The sequence below is a fragment of the Mesorhizobium sp. BE184 genome (assembly GCF_031457045.1).
In the GTDB taxonomy this organism is placed as follows: domain Bacteria; phylum Pseudomonadota; class Alphaproteobacteria; order Rhizobiales; family Rhizobiaceae; genus Mesorhizobium.
The window spans coordinates 1,011,126-1,033,778 of the sequence record NZ_JAVDVU010000002.1 but is presented as its reverse complement, the minus strand read 5'-3'; the positions used below and the strand labels follow the sequence as shown (position 1 = coordinate 1,033,778).

The window sequence follows — 22,653 nt, the reverse complement described above, 5'->3', positions numbered from 1 at the left end:
CGCTCTGGCTGTCGGAAGAACAAGAAGTGGATTTTTGAGATGGATCTCATCCGTCAGCTCGAGGCCGAACAGGCCGCCAAGATCGAAGCCAAGCGCACGCTGCCCGAATTCCAGCCCGGCGACACGGTTCGCGTCCAGGTGCGCGTCACCGAAGGCTCGCGCACCCGCGTCCAGGCCTATGAGGGCGTGGTCATCGCTCGCTCCGGCGCCGGCTTCCAGGAGAATTTCACCGTCCGCAAGATATCCTACGGCGAAGGCGTCGAGCGCGTTTTCCCGGTCTACTCGCCGATGGTCGAGGGCGTCGAGATCGTGCGTCGCGGCAAGGTTCGCCGCGCCAAGCTCTATTATCTGCGCGACCGCCGCGGCAAGTCGGCCCGCATTTCCGAAAACACCGGCGTGCGCGCCCGCAAGCTGAATGATGGCGAGCGCGAGGCGATGCTCGCCGAGCGCGCCAGGCTCGAGGCCGAAAAGGTCGCTGCCGCCGAGGCTCTGGCCGCCGAGAAGGCCGCGCAGGACGCCGCCGAGAAGAAGGCCGCTGCCGAGGCTGAAAAGGCTGCCGCCGCAGCTGAAAACACCGCCGCCGAGCAGACGGCGGAATAATGTCTTCCTGTCTTTGGAACGCATGAAAGGCGGCTTCGGCCGCCTTTTTCGTTTGCGGCACAGCGGTGCTGGCGTCCGCGGCAAATCGTACACGCCAAAGCGATCCCGACGACTTCCGCGATAACACAGAAATTCATTCCGGTTTCAGCCGGAATTTTGCGACGATGTTTCTGATCCTGTCATCGCGAAAGGCGTAAAGGGAAACGAAATGCCGCTTGCGCGTTTTTGCGGGCAGGCGTCATATTGAGCGCTCAAGCGCCCGTTTCAGACAGAGATCGCATCATGTCCCAGACACACGCTCATGCCACGCCGGCCCACCCGCGCGCTGCGAAACCCTTCTATTCTTCCTTCGGCTTCCAGGTGCTCGCCGCCATGGTGGCCGGCCTCGTCCTCGGCCTCGTCGCCCGCAATCTTGGACCCGATGCCGCCGGCAATCCGAACTGGCTGGTCCAGACCCTGTCCACCATCGGCTCCATCTTCGTCCAGCTGCTGCGGGCGCTGGTGCCGCCGCTGATCTTCACGGCCATCGTCGCCTCGATCAGCAATCTGCGCCAGCTTACCAACGCCGCGGCGCTGGTCTGGCAAACCCTGCTGTGGTTCGCCATCACCGCCTTGATCGCGGTGCTGATCGGCATCGCGCTCGGCCTGATCATCCAGCCCGGCCTCGGGACCGCCGTGGTCGCCGACGTGGCGAAGGCGCCGGCCACCAACGGCTCCTGGCTTGACTTCCTCAAGGGCCTGATCCCCGCCAACGTCTTCGGCCTCGAAGCGTCCACACGACTGACCGACGGCAAGGCCTCGACGTCGTTGAACTTCAACGTCCTGCAATTGCTGGTCATTTCCATCGTCTTCGGCGTCGCCGCGCTGAAGGTCGGCGACAAGGCCGAACCGTTCTTCACATTCAACCGCGCCGCCCTTGCCATCGTGCGCAAGATCCTGTGGTGGGTGATCAGGCTGACGCCCATCGGCACCATCGGCCTGCTCGGCAACGCGGTGGCGCAATATGGATGGCAGACGCTGGCGCAGCTCGGCTGGTACGCCGGCGCCATCTATATCGGCCTCGCCATCGTGCTCTTGATCGTTTACCCGACGCTTCTCCTGCTTCATGGGCTGTCGCCGGCGCGCTTCTTTGCCGGTGCGTGGCCGGCGATCCAGCTCGGCTTTGTGTCGCGGTCCTCGGTCGGCACCATGCCGGTGACGGAAAGCGTGACCGAAAAGAGCCTCGGCGTGCCGCGCGAATATGCCGCCTTTGCCGTGCCGCTCGGCTCCACCACCAAGATGGATGGCTGCGCGGCGATCTATCCGGCCATTTCGGCGATCTTCGTGGCGCAGTTCTACGGCGTGCCGCTCGGCATCCAGGACTATTTCCTGATCGTCTTCGTTTCGGTGATCGGTTCGGCCGCCACCGCCGGCCTGACCGGCGCGACGGTGATGCTGACGCTGACCCTGTCGACGCTCGGCCTGCCGCTCGCCGGCGTCGGCCTGCTGCTCGCCATCGATCCGATCCTCGACATGGGCCGCACCGCGGTCAACGTCGCCGGCCAGGCGCTGGTGCCGACGCTGGTGTCGAAACGGGCCGGCATTCTGGACCAGGCGCAATACGACCGTGCCGGCGGCATCGATGCGCTCGACGCGAGCAGTGAAGCAGTGCCGGCCTGACCTCGCCAAGCCCTTATGTCGCGCAATCATATAACCCGCATCGGCTGTGCCGGTGCGGGTCTTTTCAATCGCGCAAGCCAGCTTTGCAAGGCCACGCTTGGCCGCTAGTCTTGGCAGATCGCAGCCATTCTTACAGGAGCAGATCGTGAAGCCCCGCATCCTACTCCATGCGCTTGCCATGCTCGTCGCTTTGGCCTCCGCCGCCGCGGCGGCGCAGACACTGCCCGACCTGAAAGGTCGCAAGGTGGTTGTGGTGACGGAGAACGCCTATCCGCCGCTGCAATTCGTCGAGCCCAAGACCGGCAAGCCGGTCGGCTGGGAATACGATGCGATGAACGAGATCGCCAAGCGGCTGAATTTTGCTGTCGAATACCAGAACACCTCCTGGGACGCGATGATCCAGGCGGTTTCCGACAACCAGTACAACATCGGCATGACCGGCATCACCATCAATGACGAGCGCAAGGCCAAGGTCGATTTCTCCGATCCCTACATGCGCTCCGAGCAGTTCATGCTGGTGCGCGCCGACGAGTCGCGTTTCAGCGACGCCAAGGGCTTCGCCGCGCTCAAGGACGGGCTGGTCGGTGCGCAGCCGGGCACCACGCCCTTCTATACGGCAGTCTACAGCGTGCTCGACGGCAATGAGCAGAACCCGCGCATCAAGCTGTTCGAGACCTTCGGAGCCACCGTGCAGGCATTGAAGACGGGCGATGTCGATACGGTGTTGACCGACGGCACAGCCGGCATGGGCTATGTCGAGGCTTCCAATGGCGGCCTGAAGCTGGTCGGCGGGCCGCTGGGCAGCGAGGATTTCGGCTTTATCTTCCCGAAAGGCTCAGACCTCGTCCAGCCGGTAAACGCCGCCATTGCCGCGCTGAAGGCAGACGGCACGCTGGATGCTCTGAACAAGAAGTGGTTCCTCGACTACAAGATGGGGCAGTGAAGCAGGCGCGGGCACTTCATCATCCTGCTTGTGGGGGTCCGAAGGACGGGCAAGACCCGTGGCTTGCCCTGGCAGGTCGGACCGCAGGTCCGGGTTGGTGGTGCTCTGGCCTCGGTGTTGCCCCCACCCCGCTGCCACGCAGCGACCCTCGCCACAACGGGGAGGGTAAATGGCGCTGCCCCTAAAACCCGACTTCCCGTGGTGGCTGGTGGCCGTCGCCGGTCTTGCCGCCATGGCTGCGGTCTTCATCGCCACGAGCGGCCTCTACGCCCAGGTGTTCTCGACTGTCGTCACGGGCATAGGCGTCACCATCTTCGTCACCCTGGTCGCCTTCGCGCTTGCCTCGGCGCTCGGGCTGGCGGTGGCGTTGATGGGTCTTTCCGGTTCAGTGGCGCTGCGGCAGATCGCGCGCTTCTATGTCGAGATCATTCGCAGCGTGCCGATCCTCGTGCTGCTGTTCTGGATCGCCTTCGTTGGCGTCCCGGCCTTCGTCGCCGGCTGGAACTATCTCGCTACGCCATTGCGCGAGGCCGGCTATGTCGGCGACCTCATGGTGCGCGACGTCTCCCTTCTGTGGCGGGCGATCATCGCGCTGACCATCGCCTATTCCTCCTTCATCGCCGAGATCTTCCGCGCCGGCATCCAGTCGGTCGGCATCGGCCAGATCGAGGCGGCCAAGGCGCTGGGCCTCAGCCGCTACCGGCGCTTCCGCCACATCGTCTGGCCGCAGGCCTTCCGCACCATCCTGCCCACCTACGGCAACGACTTCATCGCCATGGTCAAGGACAGTTCGCTGGTATCGGTGCTTGGTGTCGCCGACATCACCCAGATGGCCAAGGTCTATGCCGCAGGCTCGTTCCGCTTCTTCGAGACCTATTCGATCGTCGCCTACATCTACCTGTTCCTGACCATTGGCCTGTCCTTGGCGCTGCGCGCGCTGGAAAAACGCCTGCGCCAGCCCGACAGCCAGTATGGCACGGCCGGCCGTTGACTATTCTTGAGGTCAACCAGATACGTTACCTCCAGTAGTCTGGATCGGCAGCCGCTCGTGCAAGCCCATCAGCGTAGGCATAGGTGCCGAAAGAGTTCGTCTGGAACTCAAATCCAAAACCATCCGCACATTTGATAAGACCGGCCATGAGAAAGAAACCAGCCCGGTACTCATCGACTTCGGATCGAAATGACATCTGGAGGACATAATCCCCATGGCTAAAATTGGCGCCGACCGCACCAATCCGCTGCAGGTCGGCGTTGAGGTCAAGTGGGATGAAGTCCGACGAGCTTGAAAGCGACAGCGTATAGGTAGCCCCGTCCTCAAGGGTGACTTTTTCCTTCGGGACGTCGGGTCTCATCCCAAACGCATATGGGCTATCCGGTCCGAGCTTTGTAATTGAAGCTTCGAGATCAATCCTTTTGCTTTCAAACGACACCACAAATCCAAGCGCTCCCGGAATGGTCGTGAGCGGTTGATCGGCGTCAGATGGAGAAGAGATGATGACCGCAACCGGATAGTCCAGCTCTCCCAGACACCGGTTCAGAACGACAGGTGTTGGCCAATTGGTACCGTGAATCGCGACGAAATAATCTACACTCATCCTTGCCTCCTGCCTGTCGTAATACTGTTTTGGTGTTCGGCCTCTGGCAAGCACAGGTTGCATTAATGGATACCTGCCAATAAGGCTCGTCGAGTCGCTGACAATTCCATTGACCGGCTAAGGAACTTCACCGGCTATAAGGCGTTCAGCCCCCGCCAACGGACAGGGATCAAATGGAACAGCTCGTCGAGGAATTCGGCCATCCCACCTACATCGCCTTTCCCGTCATCGCCGCGCGGCTGCTGCTCGCCACCCTGTTCGGCGCGCTGATCGGCTTCGAGCGTGAGTGGCGCGACCGCCCAGCAGGGTTGCGGACACATATACTCGTCTGCGTCGCTTCCGCTACCTTCGCCATCCTCACCATCGAGATCGTGCATGCGCCGATGTTTGCCGCCGGCACGATGAAGGAAGCCGTCAAGGTCGATCCGGTCCGCGTCGTCGAGGCTGTTACAGCCGGCGTGGCGTTCCTAGCCGCTGGCGTCGTGATCTTCACACGCGGCGAGGTCAAGGGCCTGACCACCGGAGCCGGCATGTGGCTCGCGGGCGCCATCGGCGTCGCCTGCGGCCTCGGTCTGTGGCAAGTCGCGCTGTTCGCTACCTTGCTGGCGCTGGTGGTGCTGGGTCTTTTGCAGACGCTGCAGGCGAAGCTGGAGATGAACCGGTCGCCGGAAGAGGAAGCCAAGGCCGAACCGTCAATCAAGGCGAAGCCGGACAAGCCATCGGAAGTCGAACCGGTCAGCAAGCGCAGGCGTTAGATCTGGCTAGGCACAGCCAGCCCCGATTGCCGCCGCCCCAAAACATTGCTATTTAGCCGCCATGGAAGAGCTTTTTGGCGATCCGGCCTACAAGGGCTTTGTGCTGCAGGACAGGAAACGCCTGCCGGCGCGGTTCTTTGCGCGGATTTCAGGCGCGCTGACCAGCCGACTCGACTGATTTCGTAACCGCTGTCACCGGCCGCTGTGCCGGCTTCTTCCTCAAAAAAATCGACGGATTTACGCATATGAGCGCACCGCGCACCCTCTACGACAAGATTTTCGACGACCATCTGGTCGACCGCCAGGATGACGGCACCTGCCTGTTGTGGATCGACCGCCACCTCGTCCACGAAGTGACCAGCCCGCAGGCCTTCGAAGGCCTGCGCATGGCCGGCCGCAAGGTCCGGCACCCGGAAAAGACGCTGGCCGTCGTCGATCACAACGTCCCGACCTCGGCCGACCGCAAGCTCGGCATCAACAACAACGAGGAAAGCCGCATCCAGATCGCGGCGCTGGCCAAGAACGCTGCCGATTTCGGCGTCGAATATTATTCGGAAAACGATATCCGCCAGGGCATCGTCCACATCATCGGCCCGGAGCAGGGCTTCACGCTGCCAGGCATGACCATCGTCTGCGGTGACAGCCACACCTCCACGCACGGCGCCTTCGGCGCGCTGGCGCACGGCATCGGCACCTCGGAGGTCGAGCATGTGCTGGCTACCCAGACGCTGATCCAGCGCAAGGCCAAGAACATGCTGGTGCGCGTCGATGGAAAGCTGCCCGAAGGCGTCACCGCCAAGGACATCATCCTCGCCATCATCGGCGAGATCGGCACCGCCGGCGGCACCGGCTACGTCATCGAATACGCCGGCGAGGCGATCCGCGCGCTGTCGATGGAAGGCCGGATGACCATCTGCAACATGAGTATTGAAGGTGGGGCTCGGGCCGGCCTGATCGCGCCGGACGAGACGACCTTCGCTTACGTCAAGGACAAGCCGCGCGCGCCGAAGGGCGAAGCCTGGGACAAGGCGCTGGAATACTGGAAGACGCTGACGACCGACGAAGGCGCGCATTTCGACAAGATCGTCGTGCTCGACGCCGCCGCTCTGCCGCCCATTGTCACCTGGGGCTCCTCGCCCGAGGATGTCGCCTCGGTGCAGGGCGTCGTGCCGGACCCCGACGAGATTGCCGACGAGACCAAGCGCAATTCCAAGAAGCGCGCGCTCGACTATATGGGCCTGACCGCCGGCACCAAGATCACGGACATAGCCGTCGACCGCGTCTTCATCGGCTCCTGCACCAATGGCCGCATCGAGGACCTCCGCGCCGTCGCCAAGGTGGCCGAGGGCCGCAAGGTGCATCCGAGCGTCAACGCCATGATCGTCCCCGGCTCCGGCCTCGTGAAGGAACAGGCGGAAGCCGAAGGCCTGGACAAGATCCTGATCGCCGCCGGCTTCGACTGGCGCGAGCCGGGCTGCTCCATGTGCCTTGCCATGAACGACGACCGGCTGAAGCCGCAGGAACGCTGCGCCTCGACCTCGAACCGCAATTTCGAGGGCCGCCAGGGTTTCAAGGGCCGCACCCATCTGGTTTCGCCGGCCATGGCCGCGGCCGCCGCGATCGAGGGCCACTTCGTTGACATCCGCGACTGGAAATGATCGGTCTGCAGCAGAAATGAAAAAGGCCCGCATCTTGCGGGCCTTTTTTTGCCTCACGGTTCCGAAGCGTCAGCCGGCTTCACCGACCATGCCGATGAAACGCTGCAACTCTTCCGTCTTCGGCTTGGTGAACACCTCCTGCGGCGGACCGACTTCGTGCACACGGCCCTCATGCATGAAGACGACGCGCTTGCAGACGTCGCGGGCGAATTTCATTTCATGCGTCACCATCATCAGCGTCATGCCTTCAGACGCCAGTTCGCGCACCACCGCCAGCACCTCGCCGACCAGTTCAGGGTCGAGTGCCGAGGTGATCTCGTCGCACAAAAGCGCCATCGGCTGCATCGCCAGCGCCCGGGCGATGGCGACGCGCTGCTGCTGTCCGCCGGACAGCTCGTCGGGGTAGGCGTCGAACTTCTCGGCCAGACCGACGCGCTCAAGCATCCGCCGCGCCATTGCCTCGGCTTCAGGCTTCGGCGTCTTCTTCACTACGGTTTGCGACAGGATGACGTTGCCGCCCGCCGTCAGATGCGGGAAAAGGTTGAACTGCTGGAAAATCATACCGACCTTCAGCCGCAGCGCCTTCAGGTGCTTGTCATCCGGCAGCAAGGGCTGGCCGGCGACCGAGATCGATCCGGCGTTGATCTGTTCCAGCCCGTTGATGCAGCGCAGCAGCGTCGATTTGCCGGAGCCGCTGCGGCCGATAACGGCGACGACCTCGCCGGCCTCGACATTGAGGTTGATGCCCTTCAGCACCTCATTGCTGCCGAAGCTCTTGCGCACCTCAGTGATTTCGATGAGCGACATTCAGCTTCCTTTCGAGCATCTGGCTGCTTTTCGAAAGCGGCCAGCAGATGGCGAAATAGATGAGGGCGACGAAGCCGTAGACGGTGAACGGTTCAAACGTCGCATTGGTGACTACGGTGCCCGCCTTCGACAGTTCGACGAAGCCGATGATAGAGGTCAGCGCTGTGCCCTTGATGACCTGCACCGAGAAGCCAACGGTCGGCGGGATGGCGATCTTGAAGGCTTGCGGCAGGATGACCCAGCGCATCTGCTGCAGGTAGCCCATGCCGAGGCTGGCGGACGCCTCCCATTGACCCTTGACGACGGCCTCGACGCAGCCGCGCCAGATTTCTGCAAGGAAGGCGGCCGTCCACAGGATCAGCGCCGTGCCGGCGGCCAGCCATGGCGGCACGTCGATGCCGAACAGGCCGAGACCGAAGAAGGCGAGGAAGAGCTGCATCAGCAGCGGCGTGCCCTGAAACAACTCGACATAGTATTTGACGAAGATCCGGCCGATGCGGGCGCGCCCGATGCGCAGGAAAAGCAGCAGCACGCCCAACAGCCCGCCGCCGACGAAGGACACCAGCGACAGGACCAGTGTCCAGCGCGTCGCCAGGAGCAGGTTACGCAGGATATCCCAGGTGGTGAACTCGGTCATCGCACCGCCCTCCGCGGGAAGATCAAGCTGCCGATCCCGGCCAGGACGTAGCGCAGCGCGATCGCCAGCAGCAGGTAGATGGCGGTCGAGATGAAATAGGCCTCGAAGGCGCGGAAGGTGCGCGACTGGATGTAATTGGCGGCGAAGGTGAGATCCTCGGCGGCGATCTGCGAGACCACCGCCGAGCCGAGCATGACGATGATCGCCTGCGAGGACAGCGCCGGCCAGATGCGCTGCAGCGCCGGCACCAGAACCACATGGCGGAACACCTGCAGGCGGTTCATGCCGAGGCTGGAGCCGGCCTCGAACTGGCCGCGCGGCGTCGCCTGGATGCCGGCCCTGACGATCTCGGCGCTGTAGGCGCCCAGATTGACCACCATGGCCAGCAACGCCGCCTCCATCCCGCTCAGGCTGAACCCCAATCCGGGAAGGCCGAAGAAGATGAAGAAGAGCTGGATGATGAACGGCGTATTGCGGATCAGCTCGATATAGGCGATCGGCAGCGGCCGCAGCCAGGCAGGCCCCTGCGTGCGGGCCCAGGCGCAGGCGATGCCGACCAGAACGCCGAGCACCGTACCGACGAAGGTCAGCTCCAGGGTGATCCAAATGCCTTTCAGGAAGACCGGATAGTAATCCGCGACCCACCCGAAATCGAACTGGTAATGCATCGCCGCTGTCCCCGTTGCGAATTGGCCGGCCCATGCGCCTGCGCGCATGGGCCGGGCTTTGGGCTAGGTCAATCCTAGAGGTCGGCGGGAAGCTCCTGATGCAGCCATTTGTCGATGAAGCCGGCCAAAGTGCCGTCCTTCTTGGCCTCGCTGATGATGGCGTTGACCTTGTCCTTCAACCCCGCCTCGTTCTTGTTGAGGCCGATATAGCAGGGGCTCTTGTTCATCAGGAATTTCAGCTCCGGCCGCTTCGGCGGATTTTTTTCCAGAATGGCGGCGGCATGGACGTTACCGGTGACGATCACTTCGGTCTGGCCGGCAAGGAAGGCCGACATGGTGCCGTTATTGTCCTCGAAGCGCTTGATGTCAGCGTCCGGCGGTGCAATCTTCGACAGCGCGAAATCCTCGATGGCGCCGCGGGTGACGGCGATCGTCTTGCCCGAAAGATCTTCAGGCTTCTCGATCTTGACGTCCTTCGGCGCGAACACGCCGTTGAAGAAAGGCGCATAGGCCTGGGTGAAATCGACCGCCTTCTCGCGCTCGGCATTCTTGCCCAGGCTGGAGATGATGAGATCGACCTTGTTGGTTTGCAGATAGGGGATGCGGTTCGGCAGCGTCACCGGTACGAATTCGACCTTGGCCCCCATCTTCTCGCCGATCATCGTGGCCATGTCGATGTCGAGACCCTTCAGATTCATGTCTGTGCCGACCGAACCGAAGGGTGGATAATCCTGCGGCACACCGATGCGGATTGTCCCGCGCGCAGTGATATCGGCAAGCGCGTCGGCCTGCGCCGGAGCACCGGATAGGGAAAAGCCCGCGAGCAACATGCCGGCGACGGCAAACAATGAGCGGCGTTTCATCATGCTGGAAATCCCTGTGTTGAGGCTGGAAGGTTGGGGCGAGGAAAAGGCAAACTGCCGGTGCGGCCGATGCGCAGGCGCGAACCGGTGACCCGTTCGGGCACGCCGGGATCTGACGCAAAACGACAAGGCGGCCCCGAGCGGCGACCGGGCCGGAGGCCGGGCAAGGTGGGGAAGCAGCAGCATACGCCGCAACGGATTTTGATGGGTTCGGCGGGAGAAACCTGAAGTCCTGAACAAAAAACAAGTCATTCGTCCCGGCTGGCTCTTACGCTCTCGCGCAAGTCAGTGGAAATAGTGCCGATCGAAAATGATCGGCGATCCATGCATCGCGTGAATATAGAAACCCCGCCATTCATACGTTCATATGCCTATAGATCAGGCACGCCGCCCACGAATTGAGTTGTTCAGACTCAATCCGGGGAGCAATTCCCCATTATCATTTTTTAGACTCGTATTTCTTCTGGCATTGTTAGTCAGATTAAATCGCCTTGTCACCGAAAATCTGACAGGCGCGCAATCTGGCGCGCGCGCTGCTTTGGCGCGGCGCATTCCGTCGGCCCGGTACGGCGCTCGCGCTGGGCATAGAAAGACTCACCGGTCCCTCGACCGATTCATATTGAAGGATCAGGAGGCGAAGCCGCCGAAGCTGCGGACAACCGGCTTGACCGATATGATCGGCTGAGCTTCCGGCCACAATATGCCTGCCGTGTTGGCGAAGGTGATGAAGGCGTCCCGCGCCGCGGCAACGGAAATGTCGCCTGCGCGCGCCGCTTCGACGGCCGCGACAGCCCCGCCATAGCTGACGCTGCGTCGGGAGGGTTCCCATTCCGTCAGGAACTCATGCATTTCCGACAGGCAGGCGATCTCACGCTTGACGCCAAGTCCCGCGGAAACTGCAACCGGGGTGAAGAACATCTGATCGCGCATGGGAACTCTTTCGGGAAAGCCGCACGGTCGGGTTTGACGCGGCGGCATTTAAGTTCGCGACGCGCATCAACGCCGGGCCTTTCCTTCGGTTCCCGGCGCAAGGCGCGAACGACGTCACGTTCCCGCCCAGGTCGCAAACATGAAAGAACCCCGAATCCCACGTCTCCGCGATTTCAGACCTCATATAACTTGATTGTCTTTGTCAGCATAAAAATGTTGACTCGATTAGTCAGGATATATAGGCGGTCCCTATATGCCCGGATCGTTGTTGGGAACCACCCGGGCGATTGATCATCGGGGGCGACATGCGTAAATTTCTTGCAGTCTTTCTTCTCTCTTCATCGGCGCTTTCCGGCTCGGCCTGGACGCAGGAAACCGCGCAGCCGGTCGCCGGCAACGCCACGGAACTCGACCGCATCGTCGTCACCGGACGCGACGAGCGCTCCATTTCCAGCGTCGCCCAGTCTGTCCAGGTCGTCGACCGGGAAGAGGTCGAACGGGCGGCGCAGGAAAACATCGACGCCGCCACCTTCATGAGCCGGATCGTTCCCGGCTACGCACCGCGCAACCAGACGATCTCCGGCGCATCCGAGACCTTCCGTGGCCGCAGCGTGCTCATCATGGTCGACGGCGTGCCGCGCAACACCCCGCTACGCGACGTCTCGCGCATCTTGGCCATGATCGACATGAATACGGTCGAGCGTGTCGAGGTCGTCAATGGCGCGTCCAGCCTCTACGGCGCCGGCGCCACCGGCGGCACCATCAATTTCATCACCAAGCGTGGCGCCAGCGACAAGCCGAAGGTGACGGTGCGCACCGGCTTCAACGCCTTCACCGAGAACGTCGGCAAATCCATCGCGCCGAACGGCAGCGTCTCGGTCGAAGGCCGCAAGAACAATTTCGATTATTTCTTCTCCGCTTCCGGCGACATGTCGCGCCGCACCTATGACGGCAACGGCAACGAAATGGCGTCGGACGCCATGCTCGGACAGGGCGGCGGCGACCGCACCGGCTCCGGCAACCTGTTCGGCGTCGCCGGTTACGAGGCCGGCTCCAGGCGCTTCGAGGTCAGCGCCGACTGGACCTATGCCAACCAGGAGCCTGACTGGTTCACCGACTACGCCGCCGACCCGGTGGCTCCCGATTTCGGCGATCCCTATTTCGGCAAGCCGCTGAAGGAGGATTCCAAGTACCTGACGGCGAAATACACCGACAGCGACTTCGCCCTCGGCAATCTCGAGATCAAGGCCTTCTACAACGACATCTTCAAGCAGTCGCCCTTCACCAAATTCTCGGCCGTCAATAGCCAGGTCTATCTGCCGTTCAATCCGGCGACCCCCATCCTGATCCCGGTGGGCGTCGATCCGACCGCGCCGTTCAACCAGACGGCGCTGTCATCGCAGCGCACCGGCGTCAACCTCACCGTCAACACGCCGGTCGATTTCATCAAGGAAGGCAGCACCCTGACATGGGGGGCCGATTACACTTTCGACAACACCGAGCAGCACCTGACCAATGGCCAGGACGCCATCGCGCCGACCGCGCAGCATTCGGTCGCCTTTTTCGCCCAAGCCGAGGTGCCGGTCACCGACCGGCTGCGTCTCAGCGGCGGCGCGCGTTTCGACCAGTTCTATTTGAATGTCGCCGATTTCACCCGGCCGGCGGCCGGCGTGCTCTTCGGTTCGCGCATTGTCGGCCTGCCGGCCATCGATGTGACCGGCGGCGAGTTCGACTACAACGCCTGGAGTTTCAACGCCGGCGCCGTCTACGATCTGACCGACGAGATGCAGGCCTTCGGCAATTTCTCGCAAGGCTACAGCCTGACCGACATTGGCGGCTTCACCCGCCGCGCCGGCCTGAACTCCAACGGCGAGATCTGCGATGCTTATGGCAGCACCGTCACGCCTCTGGGGCTGCCATGCGTCGGCGCCCCGGACTACGCCATCAGCTATGCCGACATCGCGCCCGAGCCTCAGCTGGTGAACACCTATGAAGCCGGCCTGCGCGGCGACTGGGGCACCTATCGGGGCGGCGTCAGCGCCTACATGTCCACCTCGGACAACGGCGTCAGCTACGACATCGCGGCCAACCGCGTCTCGCAGCAGAAGGAACGCATCTGGGGCTTTGAAGCGAACGCCGAGACGGACCTCAACGGCATGTTCACGCTGGGCGGCTCCGTCGGCTATGTCGAGGGCAAATACGACGCCGACCGCGACGGCAGGATCGAAAGCAGCGAATACCTGCCCAACAACCGAATACCCTCGACGTACAAGGGGCTGGTCTATCTCGTCACCCATTTCGAGAGCGATCTGACGCTGCGCACCGAACTGGAGCTGTTCTCCGGCCGCGACCGCGTGGCGACACAGGAACTGGACGGCGCGGCGCTGGTCAATGTCGGCCTCTCGAAGAAATTCGCCAATGAAAGCGTGCTGAGCCTCGCCGTCCGCAACGTCTTCGACACCGACTACGTCAACCCGTCGGCAACGGCGACGCGCGGCGCCGACGTTCCCGGTCTCGGCCGATCCTTCGGCATGTCCTACCAGGTCACTTTCTAGGGCAGCCCGATGACGATAACCCTGCAACGGCAAGGCAACGTGGTTTCGCTGGTCGGCGAAGCCCCCGCCGATCCGGCCGACGGCGAGCGCTACGTCGAGGCGATCAGGCGGATTTCGTCGGAGCCGGGACCGTTCGTCCTGCTGGTTGATATCGGCGTCGAGATCAATCTGACCGACGCCCAGCGCAAGGCGCAGAACCTTTGGTACAAGGCGGACCGCGAGACGGTCGAGGCCGCCTGCCGCGCTTGCGCGCTCGTTCGCCCTGCTGCCGACGACAAGATGCAACGCGTCTGGCAGGGCCTGTTCGACTTTCCGGTTCTTGTCACCCGCAGCCGCGCCAAAGCCGACGCCTTCCTGAACATATTCGTATCGGAGCCGCTTGTCGGCGGAGCGCACCAATGAGCCCGTCCGCTGAACGCCGTGCCCCCGGCGCATCGCGCATCAGGCTGTTCGTCGTGCTGGCGTGCCTTTATCTGGCGCAGGCCATCCCGAGCTACCTCTTCGCCGCCGCCATTCCGCCCATCCTGCGAGAGCAGGGCGTCTCACGCACCGCCATCGGCATGATGGCCCTGTTGATGCTGCCTCTGATCCTGAAATTCCTGTGGGCGCCACTGGTTGACCGCTTCCGCCCTGTGGCACGCGCGCACCGCGCCGGCTGGGTTATCATCACCCAGATCGGCGTCATCGCCGGCATCGTCGCCATGATGTGGGTCGAGCCTACGGATGTCACTGGCATCTTCGCCATCGGCTTCGTCGTCTCCGTCCTGATGTCAACACAGGACATCGCCACCGACGGCTACGCCGCCAAATATCTCGACCCGAAGGACCGGCCGATCGGCAATGCGATCCAGGGCGGTTCCGTCGCGCTCGGCGTCGTGCTGGGCGGCACGCTCGGCCTCCTGACCTACCACCATTTCGGCTGGACCAGCATGCTGGCCATGGTCGCTTCCGTGTCGGTCATCCCACTGTTCGCCGCCCTGGCCATGCGCGAGACTGACCCGGTCAGCAACGGCCAGGCGGCGATCACCCGTCCTTCCATCACGCGCTTTCTGCGCCGGCCGGAAGCACGCCAGATTCTGTGGATCGCGCTCATCTACCGCGCCAGCGAAGGGCTGGTGAAGTCGATGGAGGGGTCCTATCTCGTCGACGCCGGCGTGCCGCTCGACATCATCGGCTATCTGTCGGGCGGTGCGGCGTTTACTGTCGGGCTCGGGGGTTCGGCGCTGGCGGCATGGCTGCTGCACAAGCGCGGCGCGGCGTCCGTGCTCGGCCTGCTGGGCACCTTGCGCACCGTCTGCTTCCTGATGTTCGCGCTGCACGCCTTCGGCGCGCTGACCGGCTTCTGGCCGATCTTCGGCGCCTCGTTCCTGCAGACGCTGGTGCGCTATATGGAAATCGTCGCGCTCTACAGCCTGTTCATGGCCGTCACCTCGTCGGACCAGCCGGGCACCGACTTCACCATCCTGTCCTGCGCCCAGCTCATCGTCTATCTCGTCGGCTCGATGCTGGCCGGACGCCTTGCCGACATGCTCGGCTATTCGGCGCTGTTCACCCTGGCGGCGGCGCTGTCGGCCATTGCCGTGATCGCGACCTATCGCATGCTCAATGCCTATGCCGCCGATGCCGGAAAGATACGGGCCAATGCGCGGCCGCTCCCGGAGGTCGCCGAATGAGGGCGTTTCCGGCAGCCCGCTTCACGCTATTGGCCGCTACCCTTGACCGTGGTCGCGAAGCAGGCGGCGATAAGCGCCAGCGCCGCGCAGCCAGCCAGCGGGGCGAACGGCCAAAGCGTGAAGGCGAAGCCGCCGACCAGCGCACCGATGCTCTGCCCCAGCACATGGGTGGTGGCCAGCCATCCGGCCGCCGCACCCTGCTGTTGCGGCTCGACGCGCTTCGTCAACCAGGCGATGTAGCCCGGCGTCGCCACCGCGATGCCGGCCGCGGCCGCCGCCAAGGCAATAGCCGAGACGGTATGGTTGCCCGTGACCGCCAGCAGCACCATGCCGGCGCAGACCAGCAGGCATCCGGCGACGACGCTCTTGCGCTCGCTCAGGCGCAGCCGTGCCACGACCAACCCCTGCACCAGCACCATCACCACCGCCACCAGCATCAGCGCCACGCCGGTGACCGTCGTCGCCTGCGTTGCGTCGAGGCCGAAACGCTGCTGTATCATAGGCCCAAGCATCATCTGCACCTGACCGAAACCGAGCGTCAGGCAAAAGCCGATCGCCAGGCAGGGCAAGACACGGCGGTCGAACGGCGATATGCCAACGTCCTTGCTGGCATTGACCGCATTGCCGTCCGCTCGTCCGCCGCTTTCTTCCTTGCCCGGCGCCAGCCACAAGAGCAGCGGGCTGAGCACGAACAGCAGCGGAGGCAGCAGCGGCGAGATGATGGCTGCGGCAGCCGGCACCGCGCCGGCCAGCCTTCCGGTGCTGACGCCGGCGCCGAGCAGACCCAGCGCCGCCTGCCGCCTGTCGTCGGCAACCGCTCGGCTGGCCCAGACTTGCACCGTCGGCATGACGCCGGACGCGGCAAAGCCGTATACGAACCGCGACAGCATCAGCAGAACGATGCCCAGCGCCGCGCAGGCTCCGAACACCAGAAGCGCCGCGAACATCGCCTGCGCCGCCAGCATGGCGAGGCCGAGCAGACGCAACAGCTTCCCGTATCCGAGCCGCTCGCCCATGCGGCCCCACAGCGGCGAGCCGACCAGGAAGGCGGCGGCGCCAATGGCCGTCGCCGCGCCGATGGCAAATGCGTCCAGCTTCAGCCGTTCCATCACCATGGGGACAAGCGAAACGAAGGCGGACTGGCCGAACCCGATGGCCGATACCGCCATCGCCAACCGAGGCAGCAAAGCGGACGATTTTTCCATATCACTCACGGCAAAAGCAAGTTAGTTTCTTTGCGCTTGTTAATTGATAAAAAGTAATATTAAAAGCTCTAAAGTATAAATATCTATCTCCATTATATTGTACTTCCAATATGAGGAAACCCATGGAACCAAGTACATTTGGAGCGTCTCCGGCATTGAGCCCTTTTCTTAATGCTCTCTTACGGGAATGGAACGGCTGGGAATTTATCACCGGCGCACCGACCGGACTATTCCGCCCGCGGGCGGACGTCCTTCGCTTGAATTTCCCTGCCTCGCGCTGCGCGGTTTTGGTCGAGGCACGGCACCGCTCCAAAGTCGGCTACCACGACTTCGCCATGCCGCTCTTGCGGCTCCGGCCCGATGGAGAGGCGGCCGAGATCGATCTTTTCAGCCTTCTGGCGCTGATCCTTGAAGAGCCCGCCATTGCCGGCCGCGCCACGCCGAAAAGCCGGCTGACCTTCCTGCGCCGCAGCCTCGCCAGCATCGCTGCCATCGGCGAGGTGAGCGCGGCGCGTGGCGAAATAAGGCCCTTTGCCGAGCGCGACCCGGGTTTCATCGAGGCGGAAAGCGCCCTGCGCTTCGGCCACGCCGTCCACCCCGCCCCGATGAGCCGCGAGGAGTTCACGCATGTGGACTCAGAACGCTTCGGCCATGAATACGGCAATGACTTCACCCTTCGCTGGTGGGCCGTCGATCCCTCCATCCTTGCCTCGGGAAGCGTCGAGCCTCTCAACGTCGTCGATATGGCTCGCAAGCTCGCCGTCGGCGATCCGCAACTTCTGACCCGGGCAGCAAGGGAATATGGCAAGGTCCTTGTCCCAATGCATCCCTGGCAGACCCTGCGGCTGATGCAGGAGGAACGTATCGAAAGGCTGTTCCGCGACGGCCGCATCGTCGATCTCGGGCTCGGTGGGCCGGCGTGGCGCGCCACCACCTCGTTGCGCACGATCCATTCATCACGAACGGACTGGATGCTGAAGTTTTCGCTCAGCCTGCGCCTGACCAACTCCCGGCGCATTGTCGAGGAGCATGAATGCCGGCGCGGCCTTTCGGTGCACCGGCTGGTCAAGGGCAAGCTTGGTGAGGCCCTGCGCAAGCGCTGCCCGACCCTGACAGTGCTGGGCGAGCCGGCCTGGTTCGGCCTGCGCGATGAAGACGGCACCCTGATGACCGACACCATCGTCTCCTTTCGCGAAAACCCCTTCCGCGGTGAGGACAGCCCCTCGGCGGCCGTGCTCGGCGCATTGTGCGAGCGCCATCCCGGCCGCACCGAAAGCCATCTGTCCGATCTGGTCAGCCGCATCGCCCGCGACGAAAAGAAGCCGGTGGAGAATGTTGCGCACCTGTGGTTCGAGCGATTCCTCGCAACCGCCATCGAACCCTTCATCGTCGCCTTCTCGGAATTCGGCCTTTTGTTCGGCGCGCACCAGCAGAACCTCGTCGTCGGCCTCGCCGGCGGCTGGCCAGACGCGCTCTATTTCCGCGACTGCCAGGGCACCGGCTATGTCCAGGAATTCCTGCCGAAACTCCGGCAGTTCCTGCCCGAGGCCGGCCAGAAGGGTGACCACGTCTTCCCGGCACCCGCGGCGGCAAAGCTCTTCGGCTACTATTTGATCGTCAACGGCGCCTTCGCCACCATCGCCGCGCTCGCCGCCGCCGGCCTGGTAAAAGAGGACGAGTTGCTGGCGATCTTCCGCCACTCGCTGGAAGGATTGGCCAAGCAGCCGATGGCCGACCGGACGTGCCTCGACTATTTGCTCAGCGCCCCGACGCTGGCCGCCAAGGGCAATTTCCTGATCGCGCTGCGCAACATCAACGAGAACACCGAGGTGACCGACCCGCTGGCAGGTTACGTGGAGCTTCCCAACCCCCTGCTGGTGAGAGAACACGCATGAACATCGAGACCGCGAAGAACTGGCCACATGCCAGCGACCCTGGCACCAGGGGATGGCAGCACCTGACATCCGCCACCGAACCGCTGGCAATCCGCGTCGATGGCGAGCGCCTCAGTCTGAATGTCGCAGACGGCACGCCTGCCGGACAGGCGCGCGTCACGACCACGGATGGTCGGCTTCTTGTCGACGATGTCACCTTCGCCGCCGAACGGCTCAACCAACCGCAGATCCTCGCCGGTCTCGTCGACGCCGCGTTCCGCCTGTATCCGGCTATCGACCGCGCCTTGCTGCCGTCGGCCAGGACGCTTTGGCCGGTTTCGGCATTGGCGACGGAAACCCTCCCGGACGAAGCCGAACGCACCCTCGTCCATCGCTCGGTCCTGCGCCAGCTGCCGCTTCTGTGGCGCCGGCAGGCTTCGCACGTCACCTATCCCGAACTGCCCACGGCTCTCGGTCCGCAGGATCGCCTGCCGCCGCTGCGTCCGCCGCGCCCGTGCGGGCCGATGTACGAGCGCTGGATCGCGGAAATCGGCATGACCCTGTCGTTCCGGCCCATAGACCGTCGGTGCGATCTCGACCTCTTTCATCGCTGGATGAATGACGGGCGCGTCGCCTTTTTCTGGGAGCTTGCCCAGAGCCGCGAGGAGCTGGACAAGTATCTCGCCGACCAGGAAAGCGATCCGCATATTTTCGGCGTCATCGGCAGCTTGGACAACGAGCCTGTCGGCTATTTCGAATTCTACTGGGCCAGGGAGGATCGGCTCGGACCCTATTACGAACCGCACGACTATGACCGCGGCTGGCATGGGCTGATCGGCAACGCGCGCCACCTCGGCCGGCCGAAGACGCTCGCCTTCTTCCGCTCGATCACGCACTATTTGTTCCTCGACGAGCCGCGCACGCTGCGCATCGTCGGCGAGCCGCGCGCATCGCACCAGAAGATGCTGAGCTATTGCGCCGACGCCGCCTATAACAAGGTCAAGGAATTCGACTTTCCGCACAAGCGCGCCGCACTGGTCTGCTGCGAACGCGAGCGCTTCTTCCGCGAGGTGCCGCTGTGACGGCACACCAACCCATATCCAAGGCTCGCGACACCGCGACCTGGGTCGCGATCAACCGTGACGTGGTCGCCAAGGCGATTTCCGAATTGACCTTCGAGGAATGCCTTGCGCCGCGCGAGGCGTCGCCCGGGCGGTGGGAGCTGACGCTCGGCTCCGGCGTCACCTACCGCTTTGCCGCCACGCGCCGCATTTGGGGCCAGCTTAGCGTCCGTCCCGAAACCCTCACCCGCGATGCCGGCGTCGAGCTTCCCGTCGACGACGCGGTTGCCTTCTTCGCCGATGCGCGCGACAGGCTCGGCATGTCGCCGGCCACCTTCTGCACCTATGCGAAGGAACTCTACAACACGCTGATGGCCGACATCCGGATCGCCGAACGGCGAGGCGCGAGATCCGCTGCTGAACTCGCAATGCTGCCGGACCCGGAATTGCAGACGCTGCTCGATGGCCATCCGAAGGCGCCCGCCAACAAGGGCCGGCTCGGCTGGGGCCTGGACGATTTCGAGCTTTATGCACCGGAATCCGGTGAGACATTCCAGCTTTTCTGGCTCGCCGCCGCGCGCGACCGCTGCAAGCTGGCGCTGGATCGCGAACTGGACGAAGAGGCCTTGCTGCAGGCCGCGCTCGATCCGGACGAACGGAGAAGGCTTGAAGCAACCCTTGCCGCAGTCGGCCTTTCTCGCGCTACGCACTTGGCGCTGCCTGTCCACCCCTGGCAGTGGCAGGCGATGATCGCCTCGCAGTTCGCGGGTGAAATCGCCGCCGGCAGGCTGGCGCCGCTTGGCCGTTTCGGCGACCCTTTCCTGCCGCTGCAATCGCTGCGCACGCTGGCAAACACGGCGCGACCGGAGACGCTTCACGTCAAGCTCCCGCTGACCATCCTCAACACATCCGCCTGGCGCGGCGTGCCGGGTAAATACATGGAGATCGGCGCCGACCTGTCACGCTGGCTGGGTGAGGTTGCGGCCGCCGACCCTGTGCTCAAGAATGTGAAAGTGCTCAGGGAAGTCGCCGGCGCATTCTACCCGCACCCCCACTATAGCGGCGTCGATGGCGCACCCTATCAGTTCTGCGAAATGCTCGGCGCCATCTGGCGCGAAAGCCCGGAAAAGGACCTGCCTTCGGGCCACCGCCCGATGATGATGGGGGCATTGCCGCAGCGCGACTCCCATGGCCGCTCGATCGCCAGCGCCCTGATCGAACAGTCTGGTCTCGACGCCGAAGTCTGGCTCGACCGGCTGTTTTCCTCGGTTTTCGTGCCACTCTACCATTTCATGTGCCGCTACGGCGTCGGCTTCATCGCCCACGGGCAGAACATCACCGTCATCCTCGATGGCGCGACGCCTGTCGGCGTGGCGGTCAAGGACTTCCAGGGCGATCTCGACCTTGTCGATCAGTCTTTCCCCGAACTCGGCGCGCTCGATCCGAAAATCCTCTCAACGCTGAAACGACGGCCGCCGGCGCACCTGCTCCAGCATCTGCAGACAGGCCACATCGTCAGCCTGCTGCGCTTCCTCTCCGAGGCGCTGGCCGAATATGACAGCTTTGACGAACGACGCTTTTACGCCATTCTGGCCACAGCCACCCGGCGCTATCAGGCCGAACATCCCGAACTGGCCGACCGCTTCGCGCTTTTCGACCTGTTCGCTCCCGAAATACCGCGCATCGCCATCAACAAGGTCCGCTTCGCGATCGGTTACGGCGATGCCGGCGAGCGCCCCTTGCCCGATCTCGGCACACCGCTCGACAATCCGCTCAACCCGAGTCAGCCCGGCGATCTCCCATCGGCCCAGCCAGCTCCAAACGGAGTTTGACCGCCATGACCCATACGCTTGATCTTGCCGGCATCGGCATCGGACCTTTCAATCTCAGCCTCGCCGCACATCTCGATTCCATCGAGGGCTTCGAGGCCCGCTTTTTCGACCGCGAACCAAGTCTCGAATGGCATCCCGGCATGATGCTGCCGGGCGTCGAGCTGCAGACGTCTTTCCTCAAGGATCTCGTCACCGCCACACACCCGACCAGCCCATGGTCGTTCATGGCCTATCTGGTGGCGCAGAAGCGCTTCTATGAATTTCTGAATGCGGACTTCACCGCCATCCCGAGGCCGGAATTCGCCCGCTATCTCTCCTGGGTCAGCGAGAACCTCGCCTCACTTCGCTTCGCCAGCGCGGTCGAGGAAATCGATTTCGACGGCAGGGATTTTCGGCTCCGCCTTGGTCGCGAAGACGTGACCGCACGCAATCTGGCGATTGCCGTCGGATTGAAACCCAACATCCCTGCCTGGGCGCACGCGGCGGCGGGGGAGCGCTGTTTCCATAACAGCCAGGCCGCCGACCGGCTGGATCGCCTGACCGGAAAACGCATCGCCATCGTCGGCGGCGGCCAGAGCGGCGCCGAGGTAATGTTGCATCTGATCTCCTCGGACCGTTTCGCCGGCTGCGAGATCGACTGGATCAGCATGCGGCCGAACTTCCTGCCGCTGGATGACTCGCCCTTTACCGACGAGTTATTCACGCCGGGCTACGTTGAAAACTTCCACCGCCTGCCGCGGGGGCGGCGCGAAACCATCCTCGAGCAGCAGGTACTCGCCGGCGACGGAGCCTCGACCAGCACTCTGAAGGCAATCTACCGCCAGCTCTACACGCTGCGGCATCTTTCCGCCGATGCCACCACGATCAACCTGACGCCGCACCGCGAAGTGTTGAACCTGACGCGCGAAGGCAACGAATACCGCCTCATCATGCGCAACGGCTTCGACGGGGCGATCGAGGCGCGGACCGCCGACGCGGTGGTGCTGGCCACCGGCTATGCCTTCGCCATTCCCGACTGCATGAAACCGCTGCTCGGCAGGATCGCCCTGGACGAACGCGGCCACTACCGGCTCGATGCGAATTTCGAGATCGAGTGGGACGGCCCCGCCGACCGCCACATCTATGCGCTCAATGCCGGACGCCTGACCCATGGCATCGCAGAGCCGCAGCTCAGCCTGATGGCGTGGCGCAGCGCCACCATCGTCAACGCGCTGCTCGGCCGCGGCCATTTCGACCTCGAACTGCCGCAGCCGCCGGTGACATGGGCTTCCAGGCAGACGGCGCGGGCCAGCCATCTCTACAGCGTCGGCCAGGAAAGGCTCCCGGTGCTCGGATAGG

General features: G+C 63.6%; 20 protein-coding genes. 13 read left to right on the top strand and 7 right to left on the bottom strand.

Going from position 1 to position 22,653, the window contains the following annotated elements; translation table 11 throughout:
• The first annotated feature begins 39 nt into the window (after positions 1-39).
• The 4 genes from rplS to J2X35_RS13060 all read left to right on the top strand — a co-directional run bounded on the left by rplS (position 40) and on the right by J2X35_RS13060 (position 4,193).
• Positions 40-600 (top strand): 50S ribosomal protein L19, encoded by a 561-nt coding sequence (gene rplS, locus J2X35_RS13075; protein WP_056112992.1) that lies wholly within the window; start codon positions 40-42, stop codon positions 598-600.
• A 282-nt stretch (positions 601-882) separates the two neighbouring features.
• Positions 883-2,259 carry a dicarboxylate/amino acid:cation symporter gene (locus J2X35_RS13070; protein WP_310185958.1) on the top strand — a complete coding sequence of 459 codons (1,377 nt, stop codon included), beginning with the start codon at positions 883-885 and terminating at the stop codon, positions 2,257-2,259.
• Between the two features lie 178 nt (positions 2,260-2,437).
• A complete protein-coding gene (locus J2X35_RS13065; protein WP_310186160.1) occupies positions 2,438-3,202 on the top strand; it encodes a basic amino acid ABC transporter substrate-binding protein in 765 nt (254 codons plus the stop codon).
• 169 nt (positions 3,203-3,371) lie between these two features.
• Positions 3,372-4,193 carry an amino acid ABC transporter permease gene (locus tag J2X35_RS13060; RefSeq protein WP_310185957.1) on the top strand — a complete coding sequence of 274 codons (822 nt, stop codon included), beginning with the start codon at positions 3,372-3,374 and terminating at the stop codon, positions 4,191-4,193.
• 25 nt (positions 4,194-4,218) lie between these two features.
• Here the strand turns inward: J2X35_RS13060 and J2X35_RS13055 are convergent, their stop codons facing one another.
• Positions 4,219-4,797 (bottom strand): hypothetical protein, encoded by a 579-nt coding sequence (locus tag J2X35_RS13055; RefSeq protein ID WP_310185955.1) that lies wholly within the window; start codon positions 4,795-4,797, stop codon positions 4,219-4,221.
• Between the two features lie 173 nt (positions 4,798-4,970).
• Between J2X35_RS13055 and J2X35_RS13050 the strand changes: the two genes are divergently transcribed.
• The gene (locus J2X35_RS13050) at positions 4,971-5,552 is read left to right on the top strand and encodes an MgtC/SapB family protein (protein WP_310185952.1); all 582 of its coding nucleotides are present in this window, start codon (positions 4,971-4,973) and stop codon (positions 5,550-5,552) included.
• 245 nt (positions 5,553-5,797) lie between these two features.
• Positions 5,798-7,210, top strand: coding sequence for a 3-isopropylmalate dehydratase large subunit (leuC, locus tag J2X35_RS13045; RefSeq protein WP_056113004.1), 1,413 nt, complete (start codon positions 5,798-5,800; stop codon positions 7,208-7,210).
• A 69-nt stretch (positions 7,211-7,279) separates the two neighbouring features.
• On the opposite strand, the gene J2X35_RS13040 is transcribed toward leuC, so the two are convergent.
• From J2X35_RS13040 to J2X35_RS13020, 5 genes are all read right to left on the bottom strand, one after another.
• Entirely contained in the window at positions 7,280-8,017 is a 738-nt protein-coding gene (locus J2X35_RS13040; protein ID WP_056113007.1) for an amino acid ABC transporter ATP-binding protein, read from the bottom strand.
• Positions 7,995-8,654 carry an amino acid ABC transporter permease gene (locus tag J2X35_RS13035; protein ID WP_056113010.1) on the bottom strand — a complete coding sequence of 220 codons (660 nt, stop codon included), beginning with the start codon at positions 8,652-8,654 and terminating at the stop codon, positions 7,995-7,997. The genes J2X35_RS13040 and J2X35_RS13035 overlap by 23 nt, the downstream gene beginning before the upstream one ends.
• Complete coding sequence (locus J2X35_RS13030) at positions 8,651-9,322, bottom strand: amino acid ABC transporter permease (protein WP_310185945.1); 672 nt, start codon at positions 9,320-9,322, stop codon at positions 8,651-8,653. Before J2X35_RS13030 ends, J2X35_RS13035 begins: the two co-directional genes overlap by 4 nt.
• 74 nt (positions 9,323-9,396) lie before the next feature.
• A complete protein-coding gene (locus tag J2X35_RS13025) occupies positions 9,397-10,188 on the bottom strand; it encodes a transporter substrate-binding domain-containing protein (protein ID WP_310185944.1) in 792 nt (263 codons plus the stop codon).
• 624 nt (positions 10,189-10,812) lie between these two features.
• The gene (locus J2X35_RS13020) at positions 10,813-11,115 is read right to left on the bottom strand and encodes a DUF982 domain-containing protein (protein ID WP_310185943.1); all 303 of its coding nucleotides are present in this window, start codon (positions 11,113-11,115) and stop codon (positions 10,813-10,815) included.
• A 305-nt stretch (positions 11,116-11,420) separates the two neighbouring features.
• Here J2X35_RS13020 and J2X35_RS13015 point away from each other — a divergent pair, with 305 nt between their 5' ends.
• Genes J2X35_RS13015 through J2X35_RS13005 form a run of 3 tightly spaced genes read left to right on the top strand, consistent with a single transcriptional unit; the run spans position 11,421 to position 15,343 of the window.
• A complete protein-coding gene (locus J2X35_RS13015; protein ID WP_310185942.1) occupies positions 11,421-13,670 on the top strand; it encodes a TonB-dependent receptor in 2,250 nt (749 codons plus the stop codon).
• Positions 13,671-13,679: 9 nt separating this feature from the next.
• Complete coding sequence (locus J2X35_RS13010; protein WP_056113022.1) at positions 13,680-14,072, top strand: hypothetical protein; 393 nt, start codon at positions 13,680-13,682, stop codon at positions 14,070-14,072.
• Positions 14,069-15,343, top strand: coding sequence for a RhtX/FptX family siderophore transporter (locus tag J2X35_RS13005; protein WP_310185941.1), 1,275 nt, complete (start codon positions 14,069-14,071; stop codon positions 15,341-15,343). The genes J2X35_RS13010 and J2X35_RS13005 overlap by 4 nt, the downstream gene beginning before the upstream one ends.
• A 26-nt stretch (positions 15,344-15,369) precedes the next feature.
• On the opposite strand, the gene J2X35_RS13000 is transcribed toward J2X35_RS13005, so the two are convergent.
• Positions 15,370-16,548, bottom strand: coding sequence for an MFS transporter (locus tag J2X35_RS13000; RefSeq protein WP_310185940.1), 1,179 nt, complete (start codon positions 16,546-16,548; stop codon positions 15,370-15,372).
• 257 nt (positions 16,549-16,805) lie between these two features.
• On the opposite strand from J2X35_RS13000, the gene J2X35_RS12995 reads away from it, so the two are divergent.
• Genes J2X35_RS12995 through J2X35_RS12980 form a run of 4 tightly spaced genes read left to right on the top strand, consistent with a single transcriptional unit; the run spans position 16,806 to position 22,652 of the window.
• Positions 16,806-18,443: an IucA/IucC family protein gene (locus tag J2X35_RS12995; RefSeq protein ID WP_310185938.1), complete on the top strand. Its 1,638-nt coding sequence runs from the start codon at positions 16,806-16,808 to the stop codon at positions 18,441-18,443.
• Positions 18,440-19,504, top strand: coding sequence for a GNAT family N-acetyltransferase (locus J2X35_RS12990; protein WP_310185937.1), 1,065 nt, complete (start codon positions 18,440-18,442; stop codon positions 19,502-19,504). Before J2X35_RS12995 ends, J2X35_RS12990 begins: the two co-directional genes overlap by 4 nt.
• Positions 19,501-21,315 (top strand): IucA/IucC family protein, encoded by a 1,815-nt coding sequence (locus J2X35_RS12985; protein ID WP_310185935.1) that lies wholly within the window; start codon positions 19,501-19,503, stop codon positions 21,313-21,315. The genes J2X35_RS12990 and J2X35_RS12985 overlap by 4 nt, the downstream gene beginning before the upstream one ends.
• Positions 21,316-21,320: 5 nt before the next feature.
• Positions 21,321-22,652, top strand: coding sequence for a SidA/IucD/PvdA family monooxygenase (locus J2X35_RS12980; RefSeq protein ID WP_310185933.1), 1,332 nt, complete (start codon positions 21,321-21,323; stop codon positions 22,650-22,652).
• The last annotated feature ends 1 nt before the right edge of the window (position 22,653 follow it).